This is a genomic window from Blautia luti, from assembly GCF_033096465.1.
Classification (GTDB): domain Bacteria; phylum Bacillota; class Clostridia; order Lachnospirales; family Lachnospiraceae; genus Blautia_A; species Blautia_A luti.
Genome location: NZ_AP028156.1, coordinates 2292245 through 2317564, shown reverse-complemented (window position 1 = coordinate 2317564; position 25320 = coordinate 2292245). Strand labels below are relative to the sequence as shown.

Sequence of the window (25320 nt, the reverse complement as noted above, 5' to 3'; positions counted from 1 at the left end):
ACAATATTTGGAGCGTTGTTATTTTGGGCTTTGGATGATATTGTAGAAATTTTTTTGGTGTTTTGGTAGAATGGTATGTAGATATGAAATTTGGATTGGAGAGATGTGGGATGAAGTTTGCGCATATTGCGGATCTGCATATTGGGAAAAGGGTGCATGATTTTTCTATGTTGGAGGATCAGAGATATATTCTGGATCAGATGTTGGGGATTTTTGTGGAGCAGGAAGTTGATGGGGTTCTGATCGCGGGAGATGTTTATGATAAGACGGTGCCGTCAGCGGAGGCGGTGCAATTGTTTGATGAGTTTATTACGAGGCTGGCGAAGGAGAAGATTCCGGTTTATATGATCAGTGGAAATCATGATTCGGCGGAGAGGCTTTCTTTCGGGGCGAAGCTGTTTGAGAGCAGCGGTATTTTTATTTCGCAGGTTTATAATGGAGAAATGAAGCGGATTGAGCTGGAAGATCAGTATGGTCCGGTATCTGTATATCTTCTTCCGTTTTTGAAGCCTGCAACAGTGCGGCATGCGCTGCAGCGAGAGGATATCAATACTTATGAGGAGGGTGTTGTGGCTGCTCTGCAGGAGTGCGAGATTGATAGGTTGCAGAGAAATATTCTGGTGGCGCATCAGTTTGTGACGGGAGCAAACCGGAGTGATTCGGAGGAGACGTCTGTGGGTGGTCTTGATAATGTGAGTGCGGAAGTGTTTGAGGGTTTTGATTATGTGGCATTGGGACATATCCACAGACCTCAGAAGATGGGAAGAGAGACTTTGCGTTACAGTGGGACACCGCTTAAGTATTCTTTTTCGGAAGCAGATCATAAGAAGTTGGTGACAATTGTGGAGCTTCTGGAGAAGGGGAATGTGGAGATCAGTATGGTACCTTTGGTTCCGATGCGGGATATGCGTAAGATGAGGGGAACTTATATGGAGGTGATAGCGAAGGAGAGTTATACTGCTGAGAATAAGATGGATTATCTGCAGATTACCCTGATGGATGAAGAAGATGTGCCGGGAGCACTGCAGAAGCTGCGTACGGTTTATCCGAATCTGATGCGCTTAGAATATGACAATAAACGAACACGGGAGAACCGGGAGGTTCAGGCAGTGGAGGCTCAGGAGCAGAAGTCGGAGCTGGAACTGTTTGGTGAGTTTTATGAGTTGTTGAACAATGAGCCGATGAAAGAAGAACAGGCAGAATTTGTGGAGAAACTGATCCAGGATCTGAAGGAGGCACGCGCATGAAACCATTGAAGCTGACATTATCTGCATTTGGACCGTATGCAGGGGAAACAGTGATTGATTTTACACAGCTTGGAGGTCAGGGACTTTTTCTGGTGACTGGAGATACAGGTGCGGGAAAGACAACGATTTTTGATGGGATTACGTTTTCATTGTATGGAGAGACCAGTGGAGGAGTCCGGGAGGCATCTATGCTCAGAAGTAAATATGCGAAGCCGGAGACTCCTACTTATGCGGAATATATTTTTGAGTATAAAGATACAGTGTATACAGTTCGGAGAAGTCCGGATTATGAGCGGCCAAAGACCAGAGGTACGGGAATGACCACACAGAAAGGGGAGGCGCTGCTTACTTTTTCGGATGGGAGAGCTCCGGTGACGAAGCTGAAGGAAGTGAACCAGGCGGTTACGGAGCTGATTGGGTTGGATATGAAACAGTTTACGCAGATTGCCATGATCGCGCAGGGAGATTTCAGGAAATTACTTCTGGCTGATACAGAGGAGCGCAGCAATATTTTCAGAAAGCTTTTTCATACAGATATTTATAAGGTGATCCAGGAGAAGCTGAAATTGGAAGCCGGTGGTCTGGACAAGGCGTATAAAGAACTGCTGAGAAGTATTCGTCAGTATACGGAACAGGTCAGATATTCCATAGAAGATCCTCTGGGACAGCAGTGGACAGTGATGGAGAAGAATAAATTTGAGGGAAATCTGGAAGAAGGACTGGAAATCCTGGAGCAGTTTCTGAAAGCAGACAAAGATACATGGAAAGCCCTGAATAAGCAGATAAAAGAAAATGATGGAAAACTGGATAAAGTGAACCAGCTTCTGGGAAAAATTCATAAAGAAGCAGATGCAAAGGCCAGAAAAGAGAAACTTCTGGAAGAGAGAGAAGTACTGCTTCCACAGCTTGAACAGGCGCAAAAAGATGCAGAGAATGCAGCCAAAGAACCTGAGAAGATTCAACAGCTGATACTTTCCATACAGAAAGAAAAGGAGAATCTGGATCGTTATACGAACCTGGAAAATCTGATCCGTGAAATAGTAAATGTTTCTGCTCAGATAGAGAAATTGAAAACAGACAGTACAGTACTGCAGAACCGTCAGAAAGAAACGAAAGCAGTACTGGAAGAGAAGCAGAAAGAATATCAGGCAACAGACCGCACGGAAAAAGAAAAAGCAGAAACAGATTTCCAGAAAGAGAAGATAGATAATCTCTATGCGGGAGTCTGTAAGAATTGCGGTAATCTGGAGTTTCTTCTGACAAAGATCCAGGATCTGGGAACACAGTCCGAGAAAATGGAAAAACAGTCTGAACAGATGACAAAGTCTCTGGCTGATCTGGAAGAACAGCTTGCTTTCGGCGGTAATCTGGAAACAAAAGAGAACAGTCTGATCATGCGTTTACAGCAGATACACAAAATGAAAGATCAGCAGAAACGATGCCAGGATCTGGAAAAAGAAGCAGAGAGCAAAAAGAAGGTTTATCTGACAGCTTCTCAGAACCGGGCAGAAATAAAAGAAATTCTGAACAAAATGGAGCAGGCTTATCTGGATGCCCAGGCAGGCGTACTGGCAGCTGATCTTCAGGATGGAATGCCGTGTCCGGTATGCGGTTCTGTTCATCATCCGAAGCTTACGCAGATCCCAGAGGAAGTTCCAACAGAAGAACAGCTGAAAAAGCAGAAAATGTCAGCAGAAACTGCGGAGAAAGCGGCATCTGATGCAAGTGTGCAGGCTGGATCAGCCGCAGGGTTGGTACAGCGCTCAAAGGAAGAACTGGCAGAAGAAGTCAGAAACTATGCAGCGCAGTTTCTGCCAGAAGAGAAGGCAGAGGAAATACTTCGGAATGAAGCTGCTGATCCTGAATTACGCCTATTCGTAAAAGCTCAGGAAAGCCAGGTGCAGACAGAATTAGAAGAAATTCAAAAACAGAAGAAAGTTCAGCAGGATTTGGTGAAGAAAAAGGAAAAATTCACCGGACAGTTGGAACAACATGCAAAAGAATTTCAGAAGCTACAGATCAGTCTGGAAAAGAGAAAGAGTCAGCAGGAGAGTATTCAGGAACAATTACAGAATCAACTGGAAGAGCCGATATTTGCATGGCTGTGTGAAGAGATACAGCAGAAACTGAAAGCAGATTCAGGATTGCAGCAAGATCAGAGCAGTAAGGCAGTGCATCATCAGCAGGAAGGACAAGAAGTATCACTGCTTCTGCAGCAGGGAAAGAAAGCATCAGAATGGTTGAAACAGCAGCAGGATATTCTGAAACAAAAACAAAAAGATCTGACCGCACTTCTGGAGCAGAGAAAACTTCTGGAGACCCAAATAAACAAAATACAGACAGAACTTACAACACTTACAGACCAGAACAACCAGAATCAGCAGCAGACAGCGGCAGAGAAGTCCAGACTTGAACAGATGCAGAAACAAAAAGAGAGCATGGAAAAGGAACTGGGAGAAAAAACGAAAGAGGAAATCCAGTCTCAGATCCAGCTGCAGACTCAGGAACGCCAGACGCTTGAAACGCATTATAAAACTGTAACAGAAGCGAAAGAAACATTAGAGAAGAGGATGACAGAGCTGAATTCTGTGATCACATCTCTGACAGAGCAGTTAAAAGAAGCTGTAAATATTTCAGTTGAGGAACTGAATGCTCAGAAAGAAAATTTCATACAGCAAAAGAAAGCATTTTCATCAGAACGAGATGAAATCCATGCCCGCCTGGAGATCAATGGCGATATGTACGAGAAAATCCGCAGACAGCAGACGAAACTCCTGAAAACAGAAATCCGCTGGAAATGGATGAAATCTCTTTCAGATACAGCAAATGGTACAATCACGGGTAAAGCAAAGATCATGCTGGAAACTTATATTCAGATGCAGTACTTCGACCGTATCCTTGCGCGGGCCAATATCCGTCTCATGACTATGAGCAGCGGTCAGTATGAGTTAGTCCGCCGGAAAGAGAATAAAAGCAGGGTAGGCAAAACGGGTCTGGAACTGGATGTAATAGATCATTATAATGGAACCATCCGAAGCGTTAAGACCCTGTCCGGCGGAGAAACATTCCAGGCATCCCTGTCACTGGCGTTAGGGCTTTCCGATGAGATCCAGTCAAGTTCTGGAGGAATTCAACTTGATACGATGTTTGTAGATGAAGGCTTCGGATCTCTCGATGAGGATGCACTTGACCAGGCAATCCGGGCATTAAAAGATCTCAGTCAGGGAAGCAGACTGGTGGGGATCGTTTCCCATGTATCAGAGCTGAAGGAGCGTATTGATAAGAAGATCATAGTAACTAAGGAACGAACAGAAGAGGGAGTCGGAAGTACGATCTGTATAGAAAACTAAGAGATTGCAGAGCAGAGGGTATGATGGGACATACTCCTCTGTTTTGTCAAAAATAGTAAAAATAAAAAAGTTATATAAAATTAACTTGACAGAATATCTCAAATAGTATATATTAAGACATGAAGTTAGATACGAATAACTCAACCCGCTGCTGGTATTCCTGCAACAGCAACTTCAAGCCTTACGGTACATAAGAAGCAATAGAATGTTTCGTAAAGCTTTATTTTTTGATACCTGGTTAGCGTACACTAATTTATATTCTGACATTAAGAAAGGAAACCTGACATGCTGGAGAAATCTGTGATCGAACATTGTTCACCTACATTAGCATCTATTAAAACCGGAAATCTTTTTACATATAAATATGAATCTGAGGAAAAATTATGGAAAAGCGTGGATGGCTTTAATGAATGCGTAAAAGAAAAAGGTGTTTCCCTCACAGTACTTCGTAAGAGTGAAAGTAAGGCATTAATTTATGTGTGTCGTTCTTCCAGTCTGGAGAAAGATCTGAAGAAACCTGGTGTGGCGAATTTCATGAAGAAATATGGATATGAAAGTACAGATCCGTCATACGCGCTGGAGAGACTGAGAAGCCGTCTGGCACAGCGAGAAGATTTTCCTCATGAAATCGGATTATTTCTGGGATATCCGTTAGGAGATGTGATCGGATTTGTCAAGAACGCAGGGCAGAATTGTAAATGCGTGGGCTGCTGGAAAGTTTACTGCAATGAATGTGAAGCAGTGAAGGCTTTTGCAAAATTTAAGAAATGCACCAGCGTATATGTACGTCTCTGGAGCCAGGGCAGGAGTGTACGCCAGCTGACAGTGGCAGCATAAATAAATTAGTATAATAGAAAAGCCGTACGACTTTTCATTATAATAAATTATGGCTTTGTAGCAAAGAGGAAGCAGAGCGAATTTTAAGGAGGATTTTGATCATGAGTAAAGTAGCAGTTGTATATTGGAGCAGCACAGGAAACACAGAGGCAATGGCAAACGCAGTTGTAGACGGAATCAAGGAAAAAGGCGGCGAAGCTGTTCTTCGTACCTGCGAGGATTTTGACGGATCTAAAGTAGCTGAATATGATGCAATCGCTTTCGGATGCCCTGCAATGGGAGATGAAGTTCTCGAAGACACAGAATTCGAGCCAATGTTCGACGGATGTAAGGATGCCCTGAAAGGCAAAAATATTGCTCTGTTTGGTTCCTATGGATGGGGAGACGGCGAATGGATGCGCAACTGGGAAGAGTCCTGTAAAGAAACAGGCGCAAATCTTGTATGCGACAGTGTAATCTGCCAGGAAGAGCCAGATGATGAAGCTACAGATGCATGCAAAGCTTTAGGCGCTGCTTTAGTAGGCTGAGTTTTTGCAGAGTATATAATATAGAAAGAATTTTGCCGGCAGGGTGTGAAAAGCTCTGCCGGTTTTCTGTTATTATTATTTATAAGAAGCCCTCCGGGCAGGATTCTTTTTTTATGAGAAGAAAATTGTAAAAATATAATAAAAAAGAAAGAAATAATCGAAAGAATATGGTATACTTTATGTATAAATGAAAAGACTCCCGCAAATGCAAAAAGATGACAGAAAAAGGGAGTTTGGGGTTCATAGCAGATTAAAGAATTTGTATTACTGTTATTGCAAAGAGCATAAGCTTTGAGAAAGGAGCATTCTATGGGATTAATTAAAGCAGCTGCAGGAGCAGCAGGCAGCACACTGGCGGATCAGTGGAAAGAATTTTTTTACTGTGAGGCAATTGATAATGAAGTTCTTGCCGTGAAGGGGGAGAAAAGGATAGGGGGACGTTCCTCTAACAAAAGAGGCAGTGATAATATCATTTCCGATGGTTCGGGAATCGCGGTAGCAGATGGCCAGTGCATGATCATCGTGGAGCAGGGCAAAGTTGTTGAAGTCTGCGCAGAACCGGGAGAATTTACTTATGATACCTCTACAGAACCCAGTATTTTTACAGGCGGGCTCAGTGAAGGAATCAAAAAGACCTTTGAAACAGTGAAGAAGCGTTTTGCCTATGGAGGAGATACGGGAAAAGATCAGAGAGTATATTATTTTAATACAAAAGAGCTGGTAGGAAACAAGTTTGGAACAGCCAATCCCATCCCTTTCAGAGTGGTAGACAGAAATATCGGACTGGATATTGATGTATCTGTGCGCTGCAATGGAGTATATTCTTATAAAATTGTAGATCCGCTGCTGTTTTATACAAATGTCTGCGGTAATTTTGCTCAGCAGTATGACAGGGAAGAAATTGAGTCTCAGTTGAAAACAGAATTTATAAGTGCACTTCAGCCTGCGTTTGCACAGATTTCCGAGATGCAGATCCGGCCAAGTGCGATTCCGGGACATGTACAGGAACTGTGTGATGCCATGAATCAGGCGCTGACACAGAAATGGCAGCAGGCCAGAGGTCTGGCGATCGTGTCCATTGCCATGAATCCGGTTACTCTTCCGGAAGAAGATGCACAGCTGATCAAAGATGCACAGAAAAATGCCATTCTCAGGGATCCTACAATGGCAGCTGCTACACTGGCAGGAGCGCAGGCAGATGCCATGAAAGCAGCAGCTTCCAATAAGGCCGGTTCCATGACAGGATTTATGGGTATGGGAATGGCCAGTCAGGCTGGCGGAGCCAATATGCAGAGTCTTTATCAGATGGGAGTGCAGCAGCAGGCACAGGCAGCACCAAAGATGCAACCGGCATCCGGTACATGGAAATGTGAATGCGGTGCAGAGAATACCGGCAAGTTCTGTGCAGAATGCGGAAAACCGAAACCTCAGCCAGCAGAGTGGACCTGCAGCTGCGGTGCAGTAAATACCGGAAAATTCTGTTCTGAATGCGGGAGCCCCAGACCGGCTGACAGATGGACCTGCAGCTGTGGAGCGGTAAATACCGGTAAATTCTGTGCGGAATGTGGAAAACCAAGACAATAAGACCATAAGGAGGGTTCCTATGTCTGATCTGAAAGAATACAAATGTCCTGCCTGCGGAGGCGCTATCGAGTTTGACAGCCGCAGCCAGAAAATGAAATGCCCGTACTGTGATACGGAATTTGATCTGGATACATTAAAAGCTTATGAGGAACAGCTCAGTGAAGAAGAGGAAAGAAAGACTGCTTCTACGGAATGGAAGACAAATGCAGGCAGCCAGTGGCAGGAAGGCGAGACTGCGGGAATGAACGTATATACCTGCAAATCCTGCGGAGGCGAGATCGTAGCAGATGAGAATACAGGTGCATCCAGCTGTCCGTACTGCGGAAATCCGGTGATCATGACTGAGAAATTCAGCGGTACATTAAAGCCGGATCTGGTCATACCTTTCAAGCTGGATAAGAAAGCTGCGAAGGAAGCATACTACAGACATATTAAGGGCAGGCCGCTTTTGCCCAGGGTTTTCCGTCAGGAGAACCATATTGATGAGATCAAAGGTGTCTATGTGCCTTTCTGGCTCTTTGATGCTGATGTGAATGCAGATGCAAGATACAAAGCTACGAAAATCAGGGTATGGAGCGATAAGGATTATGACTATACGGAAACAAACTATTATTCTGTTTTCAGAAGCGGAAATATGTCATTTGCCAGTGTGCCGGTAGATGGTTCCACCAAAATGGCAGATGATCTGATGGAATCCATTGAACCTTTCAGGATTGAGGAGGCTGTTGATTTTCAGACAGCATATCTGGCCGGATATCTGGCTGATAAATATGATGTAGATGCCAGAGAGAGCACGGACCGGGCCCAGGAGCGTATGAAAATAAGTGCCCAGGAAGTGCTGCGAAATACGGTAAAAGGTTATGCTACAGTAACACAGGAGAGCACCAGCCTGCAGGTATATGGGGGAGAAGCGAAATATGCATTATACCCTGTATGGATCCTTAATACCACCTGGAAGGGGAAAAAGTATCTTTTCGCAATGAACGGACAGACCGGGAAAATGACAGGTAATCTTCCAATTGATAACGGAGCATATGCCAAATGGCTGGCAGGCCTGACGATCCTGTGTTCGGCAGCTGCTTACCTGGCAGTAATGTTGATCTATTAGGGAGGAGGACTGTGTATATGAAGAAAAAGATAATACCTGTGTGTCTTGCAGCTGTTATGACAGTATCCTGCCTTTTTACAGTTCCGGCTGTGGAGAGCCAGGCAGCAGAAACACATCCTGCGAGACTGGTGGATGACGGCGATCTGCTTTCTGAGCAGGAGGAGAAAAGACTGGAAAGCAGGCTGGATCAGATCAGTGAAGATTATGACTGTGATGTGGCAGTTGTGACAGAAGAGAGCATCAACGGGGCAGAACCCATGGACTATGCGGATGATTATTTTGATTATAAAGGCTATGGAATGGGAGAGGACAAAAGCGGAATCCTGTTTCTGGTCACCATGTCAGAACGTAAATTCTGGATGAGTACCCATGGAGATGCGATCGATACCTTTACAGACAGCGGGCTGGAATACATACAGGATCAGATAAAAAGTGATCTGTCTGACGGAAATTATTATGACGCCTTTGACAGTTTTGCCAGTCTGTGCGAAGAATTTATCATTCAGGCAGAGGACGGGGAACCATATGATACAGGAAATATGCCGCAGGAGCCCATGTCTCCGGTCTGGATCCTGATTTCTCTGGGGATTGGTCTGGCTCTGGCACTGATCATTACGGGAACCATGCGCAGCCAGATGAAAACAGTCCGCATGAAGCCGGATGCAGCAGATTATATGAAAAAGAACAGCCTGAATCTTACAAGATGCGGGGATATGTTCCTGTATAATCAGGTCAGCCGTACTGCGAAGCCCAAGGAGGATTCTTCAGGCGGAGGAAGCAGTACTCATACAAGCTCTTCAGGAGAGACCCATGGTGGTTCCGGAGGTTCTTTCTGATCCCTGATGATCCCGGTGCTTTTTCAAAGCCCGGGATCATTTTTGCGTTTTTGGCAGCTTCAGAGGAAAAAATATAAGGATACCGGTTGCAAGAGGACAAAGAATATGCTACAGTACAAGGTGGCTTATCTTGAGTTAAGCAGTTAATCCGAGAAGCCGGTTAAGGAGCAAATAAATAAAATAGAAACGATGGAGAGAACATGAAAAAATACGTTGACAATTTTAGACAGTACCAGTTCCTTCTGGGCGAACTGGTAAAAAAGGGCATCAAGCTGAAATACAGACGTTCTTATCTGGGAATTGTGTGGTCCATGCTGGAACCTCTGCTTACCATGATCGTGCTTACCATTGTATTTGGTACCCTTTACGGAAATACTGACAAAACTTTCCCTGTATATATTCTGACAGGACGACTGCTGTACAGCTTTTTCTCACAGTCCACGAAGGCTGCCCTGAAATCTATCAGGCAGAACTCGGCGATGATCAAGAAGGTGTATGTGCCGAAATATCTCTATCCTCTGTCCAGTGTACTTTTTAACTATGTGATCTTTCTGATCTCACTGATCGTGCTTGCAATTGTAAGCGTGGTTCTGGGAGTGAAGCCGACGGTTTATCTGATCCAAGCACCGGTTGCGCTGATTTTGATCTTCGGCCTGGCATATGGATTCGGAATGATCCTGGCAACTATCGGTGTATTTTTCAGGGATATGGAATATCTGTGGTCAGTAGGTCTGATGCTGGTAATGTATACCTGCGCGATCTTCTATTATCCGACGAAACTGTTAAAGAGTGGATGGGCATGGATCCTGAAATATAATCCGTTATACTGTACAATTGATATTTTCAGATGTGCTGTATTTGGAAAACCTATGAATATAGAATATTTCTTATATGCACTGGGCTTTTCAGTGGCAGCGATCATCATCGGATTAGTGTGCTTCAAGAAGAAACAGGATGATTTTATTCTTTATATTTAACTGAATGCGGACTGCAGAGATCCGCTTGACTAAGAAAGACATAAGGAGAAAAAATGAGCAAACCAGCGATTGTTGTTGACAATGTCAGCATGAAATTTAATCTCAGCAAAGAAAAGGTAGACAGCCTGAAGGATTATATCATCAAATCGATCAAAAAAGAAATCAAATATAATGAGTTCTGGGCATTACAGAATGTCAGTTTTACAGTAGAAAAAGGTGACAGGGTTGGAATCCTGGGTCTTAACGGTGCAGGAAAAAGTACTCTTTTAAAGGTGATCGCAGGTGTTTTTAAGCCTACAGAAGGAACTGTTACGAAACACGGCAAAATGGTTCCACTTCTGGAACTTGGAGCAGGATTTGATCCCCAGTATACCGGAAAAGAGAATATCTATCTATATGGAGCAATGCTTGGATATTCCAAGGCATTTATTGATGAGAAATATGATGAGATCGTAAAATTTTCCGAACTGAAGGAATTTATTGATGTGCCTATCAAGAATTACTCTTCCGGTATGAAATCCAGACTTGGATTTTCCATTGCTACAGTAGTCTCTCCGAAAATCCTGATCCTGGATGAGGTGTTGTCTGTAGGAGATGCGAAATTCCGTAAAAAAAGTGAGAAAAAAGTCCTGAGTATGTTTGATTCAGGTGTAACGGTATTATTTGTATCCCACTCCCTGGCACAGGTGCAGAGAATATGTAACAAGGCCATGATCCTTGAGAAAGGAAAACTGATCGCATACGGAGATATTGATACAATTTCCGAACAGTATGAGATGATGACGAAATAAAGAGGGGAGCCTATGAAAAACGGACTGAAAAAAGAAGACTCCATGGCTTTAAAGGGGCTTGCAGTGATGATGATGGTTTTTCATCACTGCTTTTATAAAGCATCAAAATTTGCAAAATATGATGTGGCTTTCAGAGGTATTTCTGCAAACAGTGTAATGACAGCTGCCTCCTGTATGAAGATCTGCGTTGCGCTGTTTGCCTTTGTTTCAGGATATGGACTGATGTGCGGCTACAGCAGATATAAGTCGGAAAAAAATCCCGGCACTTCCAGATGGATTGGTGCACACCTGGTTTCAACTCTGTCCGGTTACTGGTTTATTGCAGCAGGGGCGTATGTGTTGTATGCGTTTTTGGCCAGCAGCGGATTTGAATCTTGGGGAGAGAATGTTCCGCAGAGGTTTGTCGCTGTCATAATTGATATTCTGGGTCTTGCGAAGCTGGCAGGAACCAAGATTTTAAACGGCTCCTGGTGGTATATGAGCGCGGCAGTTTTATTTATCATATTTGTGCCCATTGGGTATACTGCTATTAAGAAATGGGGCTGGGCAGTTGTTCTGGGGATCATAGTTATATTACCAAGGGCAACAGGAATGGGATTCCCGGGAGGTGCCGATGTATTTTCTTTCTTCCTTGCTTTTGTGACGGGAATGGTGTGTGCGGAATATAACTTTTTTTCCTGGTTTCATGAGCTGGGGAGCGGGAGAAAGAACGGAAGATTATGTAAGGGACTGCTCCTTTTTGGGTGTCTGGCGGCTGCATTCTGTCTGTACCCGAAACTGGATCTGAAAGTGATCTGGGAATATCATTATATGGCAGTACCGTTTCTGGTTATTATGTTCTGCGTGGAATATTTGTTTAAAATTCCGTGGATATCGTCTGTTTTTCAGCATTTCGGGAAATATTCACTGGATATCTGGCTGATTCACACTTTCATACGTGACTATTTTGGAAAGTTTGTATTTGCAGTCAGAGAGTTCTGGCTGATTCCTGTTGTGCTCCTGCTGATTTCTCTGCTTCTTGCCTATGTGGTGGAAGTACTCAAGAGGGTTACAGGATACCAGAAATTAATATCCGCCCTGATGCGGAAACTGAGGTGAAATGATCAAAATGAGAATCCTTCAAATAGGAATGGGAAATGTGGCCGGTGGTCTGGAAGCATTCGTGATGAATTACTACAGGGTACTGATCCATATGGATGTACAGTTTGATTTTGTCTGTATGTATGATAAAATTGCATATGAAGAAGAGATTCAGAAGCTGGGCGGAAAGATCTTTTATGTACCCAATGTAAAGAAACATTATCATGGGTATATAAAAGAACTGCGAAAGATCCTGCAGGAGAATGAATATACGGCGGTTCATGTAAACATGTTGTCAGCGGCAAACATTGTCCCCCTGCGTGTGGCCCATGAGATGGGGGTAAAAAAGGTGATCGCCCACAGCCACAGTTCCTCCTGCCCGGGACTGATCCGTAATCTGATGGACAGTTTTAACCGTCCTTTTATTGCACGGTATGCCACTGATATGGTATCCTGCGGTGAACTGGCAGGAAAATGGATGTTCGGAGAGAAGAATTTTCTTAAGGGAAAGGTGACAGTGGTCAATAATGCCATTCAGGCAGAGAAATTCAGCTTTTCATCTGAAGACAGAGAGCAGCTTCGCAGGGAAATGGGCTGGGAGGATAAGATTGTGATCGGGCATGTAGGAAGATTTGACATTCCGAAAAATCATGACAGAATGATCGATATCCTGCAGCAGTTTGTGAAGAAAAACAGAAATGTGGTTTTATGTCTGGTTGGCCCAAAAGAAGGTCTGTACACACAGATAAAGAATAAGACAGAGAAAAAAGGACTTGAGAATAATGTGTATTTTGCAGGCAGACAGAAAAGTATCCGCAGGTATTTATCAGCCATGGATGTTTTTCTGTTTCCGTCTGTTTTCGAGGGAGTTCCTTTTGCACTGATCGAGGCGCAGGCAAACGGGCTTTCCTGTGTAATGTCCAAGGCTGTTTCAGAAGAAGCAGTTGTTTTTCCGGAAAGGATCAGACGTCTTTCACTTGAGGAAACGGATCAGACATGGGCTGCTGCTGTAGAAGAGATGAGCAGCCTTGAGAGAGAGGATGCCGCACAGATAAAAAGGAAACTGACAGAGGCTCATTTTAATATAGAAACAGAAGCTGGACGTCTGAAAGAATTATATCAGGACAGAGGTAAGAGAAATGAATAAGATCGATTTTGTACTGCCCTGGGTAGATGGTTCTGATGAAGCGTGGATCAGGCAGAGAAATGAATATCTGAATACCAGAGATGGAGATCTTTCGAACAGCAGATTCCGTGACTGGGAAAACCTGCAGTACTGGTTTCGCGGAGTGGAGAAATTTACTCCGTGGGTAAACCATATTTATTTTATAACATGGGGACATATACCTTCCTGGCTGAATACGGAAAATCCGAAACTCACAGTAGTGAACCATAAAGATTATATTCCGGAAGAATATCTTCCTACATTCAGCAGTCACCCCATTGAACTGAATCTGCACAGGATTAAAGGGCTTTCCGAACAGTTTGTATACTTTAATGATGATACATTTATTATAAATGCCATGCAGCCGGAGGATTTTTTCAAAAAAGGTCTTCCAAGGGACTACTGTATTGAAACTGCCCTGGTGCAGGATGATATCAACAATCCCTTTGCATCCATCCTGATGAATGATGCAGCTCTGGTGAATATGCATTATTCCAAGCGGGAAGTGATCTGCAGACAGTGGAAAAAATGGTTTCATCCGGCATATGGTTCCATGGTGCTTCGGAATGTACTGATGCTTCCTTACAGGGAATTTTCCAGTTTTAAATATTCTCATATTTCCAGTGCTTTTCTGAAGAGTACATTTGAGAAAGTCTGGGAAGAAGAGGGAGAAATTCTGGACAGGGTATGCAAGACACGGTTCCGTTCTGCATCTGATGTCAATCAGTATGTGATGAAGTACTGGCAGTACATGGAAGGAAATTATGAGCCACAGTCACCGAAAACAGGGAAGTTTCTGACGATTGGACTTCATGATGAACAGATCCATAATGTACTGCGAAAACAGCTGTGCAGGATCATCTGTATCAATGATACGGAGAATATAGGCGACTTCCAGCAGCAAAAAAAGAATATAAAAGAATCTTTCGAATGTATCCTGCCTGAGAAATCAACGTTTGAACGGTAAGAAAGACAGGAGGCAGATATGACGAAAGATGCAGTAAAAAAATATACAAAGCAGCTGGGCATTGGAGGAATGATCCTGCATTATATCAGCCGTTTCCTGACAAAGGCTGAAATGCAGATCATAGGAAAAATGACCCGGCGCTTCGGAAAAGTGAAAAAAAACAGAATGGTATTTAAGAACCGGGAAATGATGGACTACACAGATAATCCGGGAGCTTTTTCCCAGTATCTGATAGATAACGGGTATAATAAAGAATATGAGATCATCTGGCTGGTTTCACAGAAAAAGAAATTCAGAAATAAAAAGATAAAGAATGTAAAGTTTGTAACAGCAGAGAATAAATACGGCTGGAGCAGCCCGTTGGCATATTATTATGGTGCCACAGCTTCCTTTTTCTTTTATTCCCATAACAGTGCCGAACTGAACCGTTATCGATGTGAGGGACAGACAGTGGTAAATCTGTGGCATGGCTGTGGTTATAAAGATGCAGAACAGGCCAGAAAGAACCAGAACAGCAGAGCTGATTTTGACTATGCGCTTGTTCCGGGACCTGTGTTCGTAAAAACCAAGTCCAGACTGTGGAACTGTGCTCCCGGGCATTTGCTGATGATGGGATATCCCAGATATGACTGGATGCTGCATCCTTCCATGAATCAGGAGGAGATCTTGGAGAGGCTTTTCGGGTGGAAGGGCAGGAAGGCAGTGATCTGGATGCCGACCTTCCGCAAAAGTGAACTTGGAGGATGCGCGGAAAATGAGATCGAACTGCCCTGTCAGCTTCCTGGAATCCGGGATGAGGAAGAATTAAAACAGATCGATGCATATCTGCGCAGAGAACAGATCCTTCTGATCATAAAGAAACATCCGCTTCAGACCGGATGGGATCAGGAAGAACAGGGATTTACCAATATCCGGTATGTATCGGAAGATCTTCTGGACAGAAAAGAAGTCAGGCTGTATGAACTCATAGGAGTCTGTGATGGTCTGCTCTCAGATTATTCATCAGTGGCAGTGGATTATCTGCTCCTGAACAGACCGCTGGGATATGTTCTGGCTGATTATGAGATCTATAAAGAGAAGCGGGGATTTGTCTTCGACGATCCGCTGGAATACATGCCAGGAGAGAAAATTTATAATGCAGAGGATATGATAAAGTATCTGAAACATCTGTCAGAGGGAACAGATACTTACATGCAGGAGAGGGCGCAGATGCTCCTGCAGATGCATAATAAAACAGAAAGCTATTGCAAAAGGCTGGCAGAATATTTATTATAATAATTATCATGAAACAGGGAGAGAAATATGGAAAAAGTAATAGGATACACACAGGGAACATTTGATATGTTTCATATCGGACATCTGAATCTGATCAAAAATGCGAAGAGACACTGCGATTATCTGATCGTTGGTGTAAATGATGATGATCTTGTAGAGTCATATAAGAACAAAAGACCTATTGTGCCATTAAATGAAAGAGTAGAGATCGTCCGCGCCATTAAATATGTGGATGAAGTGATCGTAACGAAAACACTGAATAAGAAAGAAGTGTGGGAGAAAGTACGCTTCAATGAGATTTATATCGGTGATGACTGGAAAGGAAACGCACGCTGGGAGGAGACCGGAAAAGAAATGGAAAGCCTGGGTGCGAAGCTTGTATTCCTGCCATATACGAAAGATACATCTTCAACCTTACTTCGCGAGAAGTTAAAAGAGTTTTAAGGGGAGTGTGACCATGAAAAAAAGAATAAAGAAAAAACTGAAAAAGATAAAAAAATCTATCAAAAAAAATACCAGAAAAACTGTTAAAAAGCTCAAGAAAGTAAAGGCACAAAAAGGAACAAAGGCTATGCTCCGGGAAGCATGGGCAGATTTCACATACGGAGTATATGACAAACGAAAGATCAAACGTCTAAAAAAATTTCCGCCTGCACTTGTAGAAAACAGAATGCTGTTTGAAACAAATGATGATTTTACAGATAATGGACGTGCATTGTTCGATTATCTCATCGAAAATGGTTATAATAAAAAATATGAGATGGTATGGCTGGTACATGATCCATCCAAGTATAAAGAATATCAGTATGAGAATGTAAAATTCATCCAGAATTTCAAAAAAGATTCTACGATCCGAAGGGCAGAGGCATATAAATATGCACTGACATCAAAGTACATTTTCTACACACAGGCATTTAACTGGATCGCAATGTCAAGAAAGAATCAGATCTTTATTGACCTGTGGCATGGCTGCGGTTATAAAGCAAATAAAAACGGACGTAAAGTATTCTTTGACTACTGTCTGGTTCCTGGAGATATCTTTATCAAGACGAAAATGGAATTCTTCGGCTGTACTTCCAAGAAGCTTCTGTCATTCGGATATCCCCGTTATGATATGATGCTCAGAGGCAGTGAAAGGGCAGACGAATTTAAGAAGAAACTTCTGCAGGAAACAAACAGTGAAAAACTGATCCTGTGGATGCCCACATACAGACATGCATCCAGTGTACGTCTGAACGAAGAAACTCTGAACAATGAATTTAATATCCCGATCATTGATGATGCAGACAAGCTTCTGGAACTGAATGATTTCTGTAAAGAGAATCATATGCTCATCGTTATTAAGAAGCATTATCTGCAGATCCCATATGATTTCGGTGAGAACGTTCTTACCAATATCGTATATCTGGAGAATAAAGATCTTGCGGATAACGGACTGCAGCTGTATGAATTCATCAACTGTTCAGATGCACTGGTTTCTGATTATTCTTCTGTTGCCATTGATTATCTTCTTCTGGACAGACCTCTGGGATTCACTCTGGATGATTACGAAGCGTATACAGAATCCAGAGGCTGGGTATTCGATGATCCGCTGGAATATATGCCTGGCGAGCATATGTACAACATGCAGGATTTCGAAAGCTTTATTATGGATATCAAAAATGAAAATGATAATTATAAAGAGCAGCGTGCGCAGGTAAGGGCGAAAACACACAATGTATGTGATAATTACTGCCAGCGTGTACTGGATTACTTTAACATCACAAAGTAGAGTCATGACAGGAGAAAAAAGATAAATGAAAATATGTATTTGGTGTACTAAGATATTCGATCTTGGCGGAACAAAGAGAGTTGTTACACTCCTTGCCAATGAACTTGTAAAAGAACATGATGTCACTATTATGGTATATCAGGACAGATTTAAAGAAGACCGTAATATGTATCACATGAGTGAGGATATCAAGGTTGACTTTATTGATAATAATGAATTTGTAAACCGTCATCATACACCGGCGTTCTGCTGGCGTTATCTGGTGCGGAAATTAAATGCGAAATACGGTACGTTCAATAAGCCTAAATATAATGATATTCTTGCAGATGCCATTTTCCCGAAAAAGACACGGGAAAAATGGGTGAAATATTTAAATGAGCAGGATTATGACATTATCATTACAACTGCATCCCTGAGTCTGAGACTGGGAATGCTGGCACCTGAATTAAAGGCAAAGACCATCGGCTGGCAGCATAACTGTTATGCAGGATATCTGGAAGTTCCCAATGTTGTATTCTGGAAACAGGAATGCCTGCTGCAGGAATATCTTCCGAAACTGGACAGATACATTGTACTCAGTGATTATGATAAGAGAGATTATAAGAAGTTTCTGGATATTGACACAGAAGTTAAGATCAATCCGAGAAGTTTCGTCAGTGAACGTAAATGCGATCCGAAATCCAAGAGATTTCTCATGGCCACCCGTTTCGTATATGCGAAGGGTCTGGATCTTATGATGGAATCCTTCGAGGAATTCTGCAAACAGGATGATGAATGGCAGCTGGATATCATTGGAGCCGGAGATCTTTGGAACCAGATCATAGCGGATGCCAAAAGACGCCACATTGATGACCGTGTAAACTTCGTAGGTTATACCAATGAGCCAGAGAAATATTACCTGAATTCTTCTATCTTCCTTCTTCCATCCAGATGGGAGGGATGGCCGATGGTTATCATGGAAGCATTCGAGTTCGGACTTCCTGTAATTGCATTTCATACAGGAGCCATGGATCTGATCATCGACGACCAGAAAACAGGATTTCTTCCGGAAGCATTTGATACAAAGAAATTCACAGAGGCTATGCTGAAGCTGGCACATGATGAAGAACTGAGAAGAGAAATGTCCAGAAATGCAATCTGGAAATCAGAAGATTTCGCCATCCAGAAAGCAGTAAAAGAGTGGAATCGTCTTTTCAACCGTGTAATGGGAATTGAAACTTTCTATGAGAAAAACAAAGAAGCGATCCTAGAATGCCAGGAGAAATATCCTCTTCGCACCAGCTACGGAGAATATGTAAAAGAGTATCCGGTAAAAGATAAAACTATCCTGTACGAAGCATTTGGCGGCCGCGGAATGATCGACAGTCCCTACGCGATCTTCCAGTATCTTCTGGAAAAGGAAGAATATCAGGAATATACCCATATCTGGGTGATCGATGATCTGGAAGACAGCAGATTACAGATTGAGAAGTATGAAAAGTATCCGAATGTAAGATTCGTACAGTATAAGACAAAAGAATACTGTAAAGCGCTTGCAGTTACCAAATATCTGATCAATAATGTAAGTTTCCCAAGCTATTTCCTGAAAAGGGAAGAACAGGTTTATCTGAACACCTGGCATGGAACTCCGCTGAAGAATATGGGATTTGATATCCCTGGTTCAAACATTTCACAGGGAAATACGGCAAGAAATCTTCTGAGTGCAGATTATCTGGTTTCTTCCGGTCCGTATATGACTGAGACCGCTTATAAGAAGTCCTATAAACTTCAGAACCTGTATGAAGGCCAGATCCTGGAAGAGGGATTCCCGAGAAATGATAAGCTGTTCGAGAATACCGAAAACAGCCGGGAAGAAATGATCCGTAAAATGCAGTCTTACGGTGTGGATGTAGATGAGAATAAGAAGATCATTCTCTATGCACCGACCTGGAGAGGGGCTCAGTATAAAGAACCGGAAGCAGACCTGCAGGAGGTTTACAAGCTGATCCATAAAGTCCGGCAGAGTGTGGATGAAAAGGAATATCAGGTACTGGTGAAACTCCATCAGACTGTTTACCGTTACCTGAAAGAGCAGGAGCAGGAACCAGCTGAAGAGAAAGTGAAATTTATTCCTGCAACAATGGATGCCAATGAGATCCTGTCTGTTACAGATGTGCTGATCTCAGATTATTCAAGTATCTTTTTCGATTATCTGAATACAGGAAAGCCTGTTGTATTCTACATTCCGGATGCAGGAAGTTTCGAAGAATACAGAGGTGTATATGCTTCTCTGGAAAATCTTCCGGGACCGACAGCAGCTACACTGGAAGAAGTAGGAGAAATCTTTAAAGACCTGTCTGCTGCTGTGAAACCATATCAGCAGAAGTATCAGGAAACCCGCCGAAAATTCTGCCCGAAGGATGACGGCAGAGCCTGCCAGCGGATCACAGATATTGTGTTCGGAAAAGAAAAAGAGCAGAAACAGGTAATGTCTGATAAAACAGATAAAGTAAAAGTGCTTGTCTATGCAGGTGCGTTCGGTGAAACAAACAGTACAAAAGAATTCGAAAGTTTTTTGGAGAAAGTGGATTTCTCACGTATGGATGTCACCCTGATCGGAAACGGTTCCGGCAGGGAGAGTGCAGAAGAAAAGCTGAATACTCTTCCGAAGGAAGTAAGAGTTCTGTACTGGAAACGTTCTTATCCTGCTACAGATGAGGAATATGTATGCCATCAGATGTTTATGGATTCCGATTCCAAAGAAGTACCGGAAATGCTGAAAGATTTCTACAGCCGTGAGCTCAGAAGAGTTCTTGGTATGTCGAAATTCGATTATGCAGTGATCTTTACATCCAAGAAGAAGTTTTTCCCGGTATTGTCAGGCAAGCTGGATGTAAAGAAAGTATATGGTGCGAAGAACTGGCAGAAAGTATTAGAGATTCCTGAATAACGAAAAGCTGTGACTGTGTATAAAAAGGGGGATTGTTTATGATCACAAACTGGAGCCCGGCACATGTACCGGAAAAAGAAGAAGTAAAAGAAAGACTTCGTACAGCAAGAGAACAGCTGTATGATTTTCAGATGAAGATCAAAGAACATAAGATACCGGTACTGGTACTTTTTGAAGGATGGGGATCATCAGGGAAGGGAAGTACCATCGGAAAAGTGATCAAAAATATTGATCCCAGATTTTTTAAAGTTGCCACAATGTCTGTACCTACAGAAGAGGAGAAACGGTATCCTTTCCTGTACAAATATTTCAAACAGATTCCGGAGGCAGGTAAATTTACTTTCCTGGACTCCGGATGGATGGAACAGACCTGCAGGGAATGTCTGGAAGGAAAACTGGAGGGGAATGCTTATACTTCCCGGATCGAGAGTATACGCCACTTCGAGAGACAGCTGACAGATAATGGATATCTAGTTTTGAAATTTTTCATGCAGATTGATAAAGAAGAGCAGACCCGTCGCAAGGAGATACTTTTGTCGCATAAAGATACGAAATGGAGAGTATCTGAATTTGACAAATGGGAAAACGAGCATTACAAAAAATGCGCGAAGGTGTTTGATCAATATATGTCGAATACTAATGCTTCATCTGCTCCCTGGTATATCATTGATGCCAGTGACCGTAAATGGGCGGAACTTCAGGTGCTGGAGACAATGGTCAGCAACATTGAGGTAGCCATGCAGAATCAGGCACATTCTGTACCGATTCTTCAGAATGTTTTTCCGTTGAAAAAAATGCCGAAACTTTCAGAAATCCAGCTGGATGGCAAGGTGGTCGAGGAAGAGGAATACAGAAAAGAATTGAAGACGCTTCAGAAAGAACTTGGAGAACTTCATAATCGTCTGTATCTAAAACGGATTCCTGTGATCATTACCTATGAGGGATGGGATGCAGCCGGTAAAGGCGGAAATATCAAGAGAATCACGGAAGCACTGGATCCGAGGGGATATGAGGTAAATCCGATAGCCAGCCCGGAACCTCATGAGAAAGCACGCCATTATCTCTGGAGATTCTGGACAAGACTGCCTAAGAGCGGCCATATAGCGATCTTTGACCGCACCTGGTACGGAAGGGTTATGGTAGAACGTCTGGAGGGTTTCTGCAGTGAGAACGACTGGAAACGTGCCTACAACGAGATGAATGAGTTTGAAAAGGAACTGAAGGACTGGGGTGCTGTGATCATCAAGTTCTGGGTTCAGATCGATAAAGATACCCAGCTTGCCAGATTCCAGGAACGCCAGAATAATCCGGAGAAACAATGGAAGATCACAGATGAGGACTGGCGCAACAGAGAAAAATGGGATGCCTATGAAGTGGCTGTAGATGAGATGCTTCAGAAAACAAGTACTGTTTATGCGCCATGGCACGTGCTGGAATCTGTAGATAAGAAATATGCCCGTATTAAGGCTTTGAAGATTGTGATCAGAGAGATTGAGAAGGCATTAAAAGAGAATCACTGATTTAGGATATGTAAGGCAGTCGGCTCTGTAAGATGAGTGGACTGCTTTGCTGTGTTATGGAGCTGGGGCAGCTTATGGACGGAGATAATTTCTCATGGATTTCAGAGCATTTTTTTCCAGACGGCTGACCTGTGCCTGGGAGATCCCGATCTCCTGTGCAACTTCCATCTGAGTTTTTCCTTCGTAGAAACGCAGCTGAATGATATACTTTTCTCTGGTACCCAGACGCTGCATGGCTTCTCTGAGGGAAAGATTTTCAATCCACAGATCTTCTTTGTTCTTCTTATCGCTAATCTGGTCCATCACATAGAGAGTATCGCCGCCTTCTGTGTAAACCGGTTCAAAAAGGCTGACGGGATTTTGAATCGCATCCATGGCGTAGACGATCATTTCTTTTTCAATCCCGATCTCCTGGGCAATCTCTGTGATCGTAGGTTCTCTCAGGTGCTGCTTCATGTAATTTTCCCTGGTATAAATGGCTTTATAAGCAATATCCCGAAGGGAACGGCTGACCCGGATGCTGTTATTATCACGGAGATACCTGCGTATTTCTCCGATGATCATGGGTACTGCATAGGTAGAGAATTTGACCTGAAGCGTGGTATCGAAATTGTCGATAGCCTTGATCAGTCCTATACAGCCGATCTGGAAAAGATCATCCGGGTTTTCGCTGCTGTTCTGAAAACGGCGGATCACGCTTAGAACAAGGCGCAGATTTCCTTTGATATAGAGCTCCCGTGCCTGTTCATCCCCTTCTTTGATCCGCCGGAAAAGTTCCTCTTTTTCTTCTGTTTTAAGAACAGGAAGTTTCGATGTATTGACTCCACATATTTCTACTTTGTTCAGTGCCATCCTTTGAATCCTCCTTATCATCTTATGCCGCGGTATTTGCCGCTAATAAAATGATTCTCATACAGGAGGGGATTTATACTTTCGAGGGAAAAATATAAAAAATATCAGCCCTTGACAAAACATTTATCTTCGTCAATCTCTACCAGGATAATGTCATCTCCGATCTGGCAGATACAGTCCCAGGGGATGACATATTCACTTTCACGGCCGAACAGACAGCAGAATCGTCCGGGGCCCGGGAGGATCAGGGCGGTGAGACAGCTGGTCTTGCAGTTAAATTCGATATCTATGGGACAGCCCAGACTGCGGCAGGTACAGGTGTTGATGACTTCTTTCTGTCTTAATTCACAGATGCGCATGGAAACTCACTCTTTTAAGAGATATTTTTGTTAAATTTATGCAGGGTTCAGAGAATTTATGCGTGGCATTTTATTGACATGACAAATGTAGATACAGTATAATAAAAGACAGAAAAGACGCTGTTCTGGAGGATAAAAACAGCATTATCATCTTATAATATTATGACATAAGGGGGACTTTTTTATGAAATGTCCATTTTGCAATCAGGATAATACAAGGGTTGTGGATTCCAGACCTGTGGATGATACCAATTCTATTCGCCGCCGCCGTTTGTGTGATGCATGCGGAAGAAGATTTACAACTTATGAGAAGGTAGAGTCCATACCATTAACTGTGATCAAGAAGGATCAGAACAGAGAGCAGTATGACAGGAATAAGATCCAGGCGGGAATACTCAGAGCCTGCTATAAACGTCCGATTCCTATTGAGAAGATTGAAGAGATGATGGATGCTGTGGAAGGAGAGATCTTTCATACAGAAGAAAAGGAGATCTCCAGCAATAAGATTGGTGAGATCGTTATGGATCACCTGAAGGATTTAGATCCGGTTGCGTATGTGAGATTTGCGTCTGTGTACAGGGAGTTTAAAGATGTCAGTACCTTTATGGATGAACTGAAGAAATTTATGAATTAACCAAATTAAGTAAGCATCGAAGCGGATTGCGAAATCTTCTTGACTTTCAAGTATATAAAAATGCCAGGCAGAAATTTCTGCCTGGCGTTTTTTGTACGATTTTATGAAATGTGAAGGGATTAAACAATACCCTGAGCTTTCATAGCATCTACAACTTTCTCGAAGCCTGCGATGTTAGCACCTACAACGTAGTTGCCTTCCATACCGTAACGTTTGGAAGCATCGTCAACTTTATTGAAGATGTCTACCATGATCTGGTGAAGTTTGGTATCAACTTCTTCAGCTGTCCAGGAAAGTCTTGCGGAGTTCTGGCACATTTCAAGTGCGGAAGTAGCAACACCACCAGCGTTAGCTGCTTTACCAGGCATGAATGTTACGCCGTTTGCCATAAGGTAATCTGTTGCTTCACGGGTAGTAGGCATGTTAGCACCTTCTGCAACATATTTGCATCCGTTTGCAATAAGAGTTTTAACACCGTCAAGATCAAGCTCGTTCTGAGTTGCACATGGAAGATAGATATCGCATTTGATGTTCCAGATGCCTTTTCCTTCTGTATAAGTAGCACCTTCCACACGGTCAGCGTATTCTTTGATACGTCCACGTTTTACTTCTTTGATATCTTTTACGATGTCAAGTTTGATTCCTTCCGGATCATAGATATATCCGTTGGAGTCGCACATAGCAACAACTTTACCGCCAAGTTCTGTAGCTTTTTCTACAGCGTAGATAGCAACGTTACCGGAACCTGTTACGATGAGAGTTTTACCGGAGATTGTATCGTTTTTAGCTTTAACCATTTCGTCAAGCATGTATACAAGACCATATCCTGTAGCCTGTGTACGGATTAAAGATCCACCGTAGGAAAGTCCTTTACCTGTAAGAACACCTTCATATAATCCACGGTTTCTCTTGTACTGTCCGTACAGATAACCGATCTCACGTCCACCTACACCGATATCACCTGCAGGAACGTCCATGTCAGCACCAATATATTTGGAAAGTTCTGTCATAAAGCTCTGGCAGAATGCCATTACTTCTCTGTCAGATTTTCCTTTAGGATCGAAGTTGGAACCACCTTTACCGCCGCCGATCGGAAGACCTGTAAGAGAGTTCTTGAAGATCTGCTCGAAACCTAAGAATTTAAGAATTCCCTGGTTTACTGACGGATGGAATCTTAAACCACCCTTGTATGGTCCGATAGCGCTGTTGAACTGTACACGGTATCCTTTGTTTACCTGTACAACGCCTTTATCATCTACCCACGGAACGCGGAAAGAGATGATTCTTTCTGGCTCAACAAGACGCTCCAGAATGGAGAGTTTGCGGTATTCTTCTTCATTTTTGTCGATTACGACTTTAAGGGAGTCTAAAACTTCCTTTACTGCCTGGTGGAATTCAGGCTCATTTGGATTCTGTGCTACGACTCTCTCGTATACTTCTTCAGTATAAGACATTATGATTTCCTCCTCGTCGATCGTTTGTGTATTTTTTAAATCGACGTTATTATACAC

General features: G+C 42.9%; 21 protein-coding genes. 18 read left to right on the top strand and 3 right to left on the bottom strand.

Annotation, left to right across the window (positions count from 1 at the left end; genetic code table 11):
* Positions 1–110 precede the first annotated feature (110 nt).
* The 17 genes from R8695_RS10725 to pap all read left to right on the top strand — a co-directional run bounded on the left by R8695_RS10725 (position 111) and on the right by pap (position 21964).
* Positions 111–1247 (top strand): exonuclease SbcCD subunit D, encoded by a 1137-nt coding sequence (locus R8695_RS10725; RefSeq protein ID WP_154780483.1) that lies wholly within the window; start codon positions 111–113, stop codon positions 1245–1247.
* A complete protein-coding gene (locus R8695_RS10720) occupies positions 1244–4597 on the top strand; it encodes an AAA family ATPase (RefSeq protein ID WP_154780482.1) in 3354 nt (1117 codons plus the stop codon). The genes R8695_RS10725 and R8695_RS10720 overlap by 4 nt, the downstream gene beginning before the upstream one ends.
* 285 nt (positions 4598–4882) lie before the next feature.
* A complete protein-coding gene (locus R8695_RS10715; protein WP_118508724.1) occupies positions 4883–5434 on the top strand; it encodes a DUF3793 family protein in 552 nt (183 codons plus the stop codon).
* 101 nt (positions 5435–5535) lie between these two features.
* A complete protein-coding gene (locus R8695_RS10710) occupies positions 5536–5961 on the top strand; it encodes a flavodoxin (protein ID WP_154780481.1) in 426 nt (141 codons plus the stop codon).
* 309 nt (positions 5962–6270) lie between these two features.
* Positions 6271–7545 (top strand): SPFH domain-containing protein, encoded by a 1275-nt coding sequence (locus tag R8695_RS10705; protein ID WP_118508726.1) that lies wholly within the window; start codon positions 6271–6273, stop codon positions 7543–7545.
* A 19-nt stretch (positions 7546–7564) separates the two neighbouring features.
* The gene (locus R8695_RS10700) at positions 7565–8653 is read left to right on the top strand and encodes a TFIIB-type zinc ribbon-containing protein (protein ID WP_154780480.1); all 1089 of its coding nucleotides are present in this window, start codon (positions 7565–7567) and stop codon (positions 8651–8653) included.
* Between the two features lie 17 nt (positions 8654–8670).
* Complete coding sequence (locus R8695_RS10695) at positions 8671–9489, top strand: TPM domain-containing protein (RefSeq protein ID WP_118508728.1); 819 nt, start codon at positions 8671–8673, stop codon at positions 9487–9489.
* A 200-nt stretch (positions 9490–9689) separates the two neighbouring features.
* Positions 9690–10466: an ABC transporter permease gene (locus tag R8695_RS10690; RefSeq protein ID WP_118508729.1), complete on the top strand. Its 777-nt coding sequence runs from the start codon at positions 9690–9692 to the stop codon at positions 10464–10466.
* Positions 10467–10519: 53 nt separating this feature from the next.
* Positions 10520–11257, top strand: a complete 738-nt coding sequence (locus R8695_RS10685; protein ID WP_118508730.1) for an ABC transporter ATP-binding protein — start codon at positions 10520–10522, stop codon at positions 11255–11257.
* 12 nt (positions 11258–11269) lie between these two features.
* The gene (locus R8695_RS10680; protein ID WP_154780479.1) at positions 11270–12355 is read left to right on the top strand and encodes an acyltransferase family protein; all 1086 of its coding nucleotides are present in this window, start codon (positions 11270–11272) and stop codon (positions 12353–12355) included.
* A 1-nt stretch (position 12356) separates the two neighbouring features.
* Positions 12357–13484 (top strand): glycosyltransferase family 1 protein, encoded by a 1128-nt coding sequence (locus tag R8695_RS10675; protein WP_154780478.1) that lies wholly within the window; start codon positions 12357–12359, stop codon positions 13482–13484.
* Positions 13477–14469 carry a Stealth CR1 domain-containing protein gene (locus R8695_RS10670; RefSeq protein WP_154780477.1) on the top strand — a complete coding sequence of 331 codons (993 nt, stop codon included), beginning with the start codon at positions 13477–13479 and terminating at the stop codon, positions 14467–14469. Before R8695_RS10675 ends, R8695_RS10670 begins: the two co-directional genes overlap by 8 nt.
* Before the next feature lie 18 nt (positions 14470–14487).
* Positions 14488–15744 carry a CDP-glycerol glycerophosphotransferase family protein gene (locus R8695_RS10665; RefSeq protein WP_118508733.1) on the top strand — a complete coding sequence of 419 codons (1257 nt, stop codon included), beginning with the start codon at positions 14488–14490 and terminating at the stop codon, positions 15742–15744.
* Positions 15745–15771: 27 nt separating this feature from the next.
* Entirely contained in the window at positions 15772–16188 is a 417-nt protein-coding gene (locus R8695_RS10660) for an FAD synthase family protein (protein ID WP_118508734.1), read from the top strand.
* A 13-nt stretch (positions 16189–16201) separates the two neighbouring features.
* Positions 16202–17515, top strand: coding sequence for a CDP-glycerol glycerophosphotransferase family protein (locus R8695_RS10655; protein ID WP_154780476.1), 1314 nt, complete (start codon positions 16202–16204; stop codon positions 17513–17515).
* Between the two features lie 25 nt (positions 17516–17540).
* Positions 17541–20444, top strand: a complete 2904-nt coding sequence (locus R8695_RS10650) for a CDP-glycerol glycerophosphotransferase family protein (RefSeq protein ID WP_154780475.1) — start codon at positions 17541–17543, stop codon at positions 20442–20444.
* A gap of 38 nt (positions 20445–20482) precedes the next feature.
* Positions 20483–21964 (top strand): polyphosphate:AMP phosphotransferase, encoded by a 1482-nt coding sequence (pap, locus tag R8695_RS10645; protein WP_154780474.1) that lies wholly within the window; start codon positions 20483–20485, stop codon positions 21962–21964.
* A 72-nt stretch (positions 21965–22036) separates the two neighbouring features.
* On the opposite strand, the gene sigG is transcribed toward pap, so the two are convergent.
* Positions 22037–22816, bottom strand: a complete 780-nt coding sequence (sigG, locus tag R8695_RS10640) for an RNA polymerase sporulation sigma factor SigG (protein WP_154780473.1) — start codon at positions 22814–22816, stop codon at positions 22037–22039.
* Between the two features lie 104 nt (positions 22817–22920).
* Positions 22921–23175 carry a YlmC/YmxH family sporulation protein gene (locus R8695_RS10635; RefSeq protein ID WP_118508739.1) on the bottom strand — a complete coding sequence of 85 codons (255 nt, stop codon included), beginning with the start codon at positions 23173–23175 and terminating at the stop codon, positions 22921–22923.
* Positions 23176–23359: 184 nt separating this feature from the next.
* Between R8695_RS10635 and nrdR the strand changes: the two genes are divergently transcribed.
* Positions 23360–23809, top strand: a complete 450-nt coding sequence (nrdR, locus tag R8695_RS10630) for a transcriptional regulator NrdR (RefSeq protein ID WP_118508740.1) — start codon at positions 23360–23362, stop codon at positions 23807–23809.
* 119 nt (positions 23810–23928) lie between these two features.
* On the opposite strand, the gene gdhA is transcribed toward nrdR, so the two are convergent.
* Positions 23929–25263: an NADP-specific glutamate dehydrogenase gene (gene gdhA, locus R8695_RS10625; RefSeq protein ID WP_118508741.1), complete on the bottom strand. Its 1335-nt coding sequence runs from the start codon at positions 25261–25263 to the stop codon at positions 23929–23931.
* Between the last annotated feature and the right edge of the window lie 57 nt (positions 25264–25320).

Excerpts from the sequence above, each read along its gene's own strand:
- R8695_RS10685 (WP_118508730.1), top strand. The coding sequence starts at position 10,520 with ATGAGCAAACCAGCGATTGTTGTTGACAATGTCAGCATGAAATTTAAT.
- sigG (WP_154780473.1), bottom strand. The coding sequence starts at position 22,816 with ATGGCACTGAACAAAGTAGAAATATGTGGAGTCAATACATCGAAACTT.
- R8695_RS10695 (WP_118508728.1), top strand. The coding sequence starts at position 8,671 with ATGAAGAAAAAGATAATACCTGTGTGTCTTGCAGCTGTTATGACAGTA.
- R8695_RS10725 (WP_154780483.1), top strand. The coding sequence starts at position 111 with ATGAAGTTTGCGCATATTGCGGATCTGCATATTGGGAAAAGGGTGCAT.
- gdhA (WP_118508741.1), bottom strand. The coding sequence starts at position 25,263 with ATGTCTTATACTGAAGAAGTATACGAGAGAGTCGTAGCACAGAATCCA.
- R8695_RS10670 (WP_154780477.1), top strand. The coding sequence starts at position 13,477 with ATGAATAAGATCGATTTTGTACTGCCCTGGGTAGATGGTTCTGATGAA.
- R8695_RS10690 (WP_118508729.1), top strand. The coding sequence starts at position 9,690 with ATGAAAAAATACGTTGACAATTTTAGACAGTACCAGTTCCTTCTGGGC.
- R8695_RS10635 (WP_118508739.1), bottom strand. The coding sequence starts at position 23,175 with ATGCGCATCTGTGAATTAAGACAGAAAGAAGTCATCAACACCTGTACC.
- pap (WP_154780474.1), top strand. The coding sequence starts at position 20,483 with ATGATCACAAACTGGAGCCCGGCACATGTACCGGAAAAAGAAGAAGTA.
- R8695_RS10715 (WP_118508724.1), top strand. The coding sequence starts at position 4,883 with ATGCTGGAGAAATCTGTGATCGAACATTGTTCACCTACATTAGCATCT.
- R8695_RS10680 (WP_154780479.1), top strand. The coding sequence starts at position 11,270 with ATGAAAAACGGACTGAAAAAAGAAGACTCCATGGCTTTAAAGGGGCTT.
- R8695_RS10650 (WP_154780475.1), top strand. The coding sequence starts at position 17,541 with ATGAAAATATGTATTTGGTGTACTAAGATATTCGATCTTGGCGGAACA.
- R8695_RS10655 (WP_154780476.1), top strand. The coding sequence starts at position 16,202 with ATGAAAAAAAGAATAAAGAAAAAACTGAAAAAGATAAAAAAATCTATC.
- R8695_RS10675 (WP_154780478.1), top strand. The coding sequence starts at position 12,357 with ATGATCAAAATGAGAATCCTTCAAATAGGAATGGGAAATGTGGCCGGT.
- R8695_RS10700 (WP_154780480.1), top strand. The coding sequence starts at position 7,565 with ATGTCTGATCTGAAAGAATACAAATGTCCTGCCTGCGGAGGCGCTATC.
- nrdR (WP_118508740.1), top strand. The coding sequence starts at position 23,360 with ATGAAATGTCCATTTTGCAATCAGGATAATACAAGGGTTGTGGATTCC.
- R8695_RS10710 (WP_154780481.1), top strand. The coding sequence starts at position 5,536 with ATGAGTAAAGTAGCAGTTGTATATTGGAGCAGCACAGGAAACACAGAG.
- R8695_RS10660 (WP_118508734.1), top strand. The coding sequence starts at position 15,772 with ATGGAAAAAGTAATAGGATACACACAGGGAACATTTGATATGTTTCAT.
- R8695_RS10720 (WP_154780482.1), top strand. The coding sequence starts at position 1,244 with ATGAAACCATTGAAGCTGACATTATCTGCATTTGGACCGTATGCAGGG.
- R8695_RS10705 (WP_118508726.1), top strand. The coding sequence starts at position 6,271 with ATGGGATTAATTAAAGCAGCTGCAGGAGCAGCAGGCAGCACACTGGCG.
- R8695_RS10665 (WP_118508733.1), top strand. The coding sequence starts at position 14,488 with ATGACGAAAGATGCAGTAAAAAAATATACAAAGCAGCTGGGCATTGGA.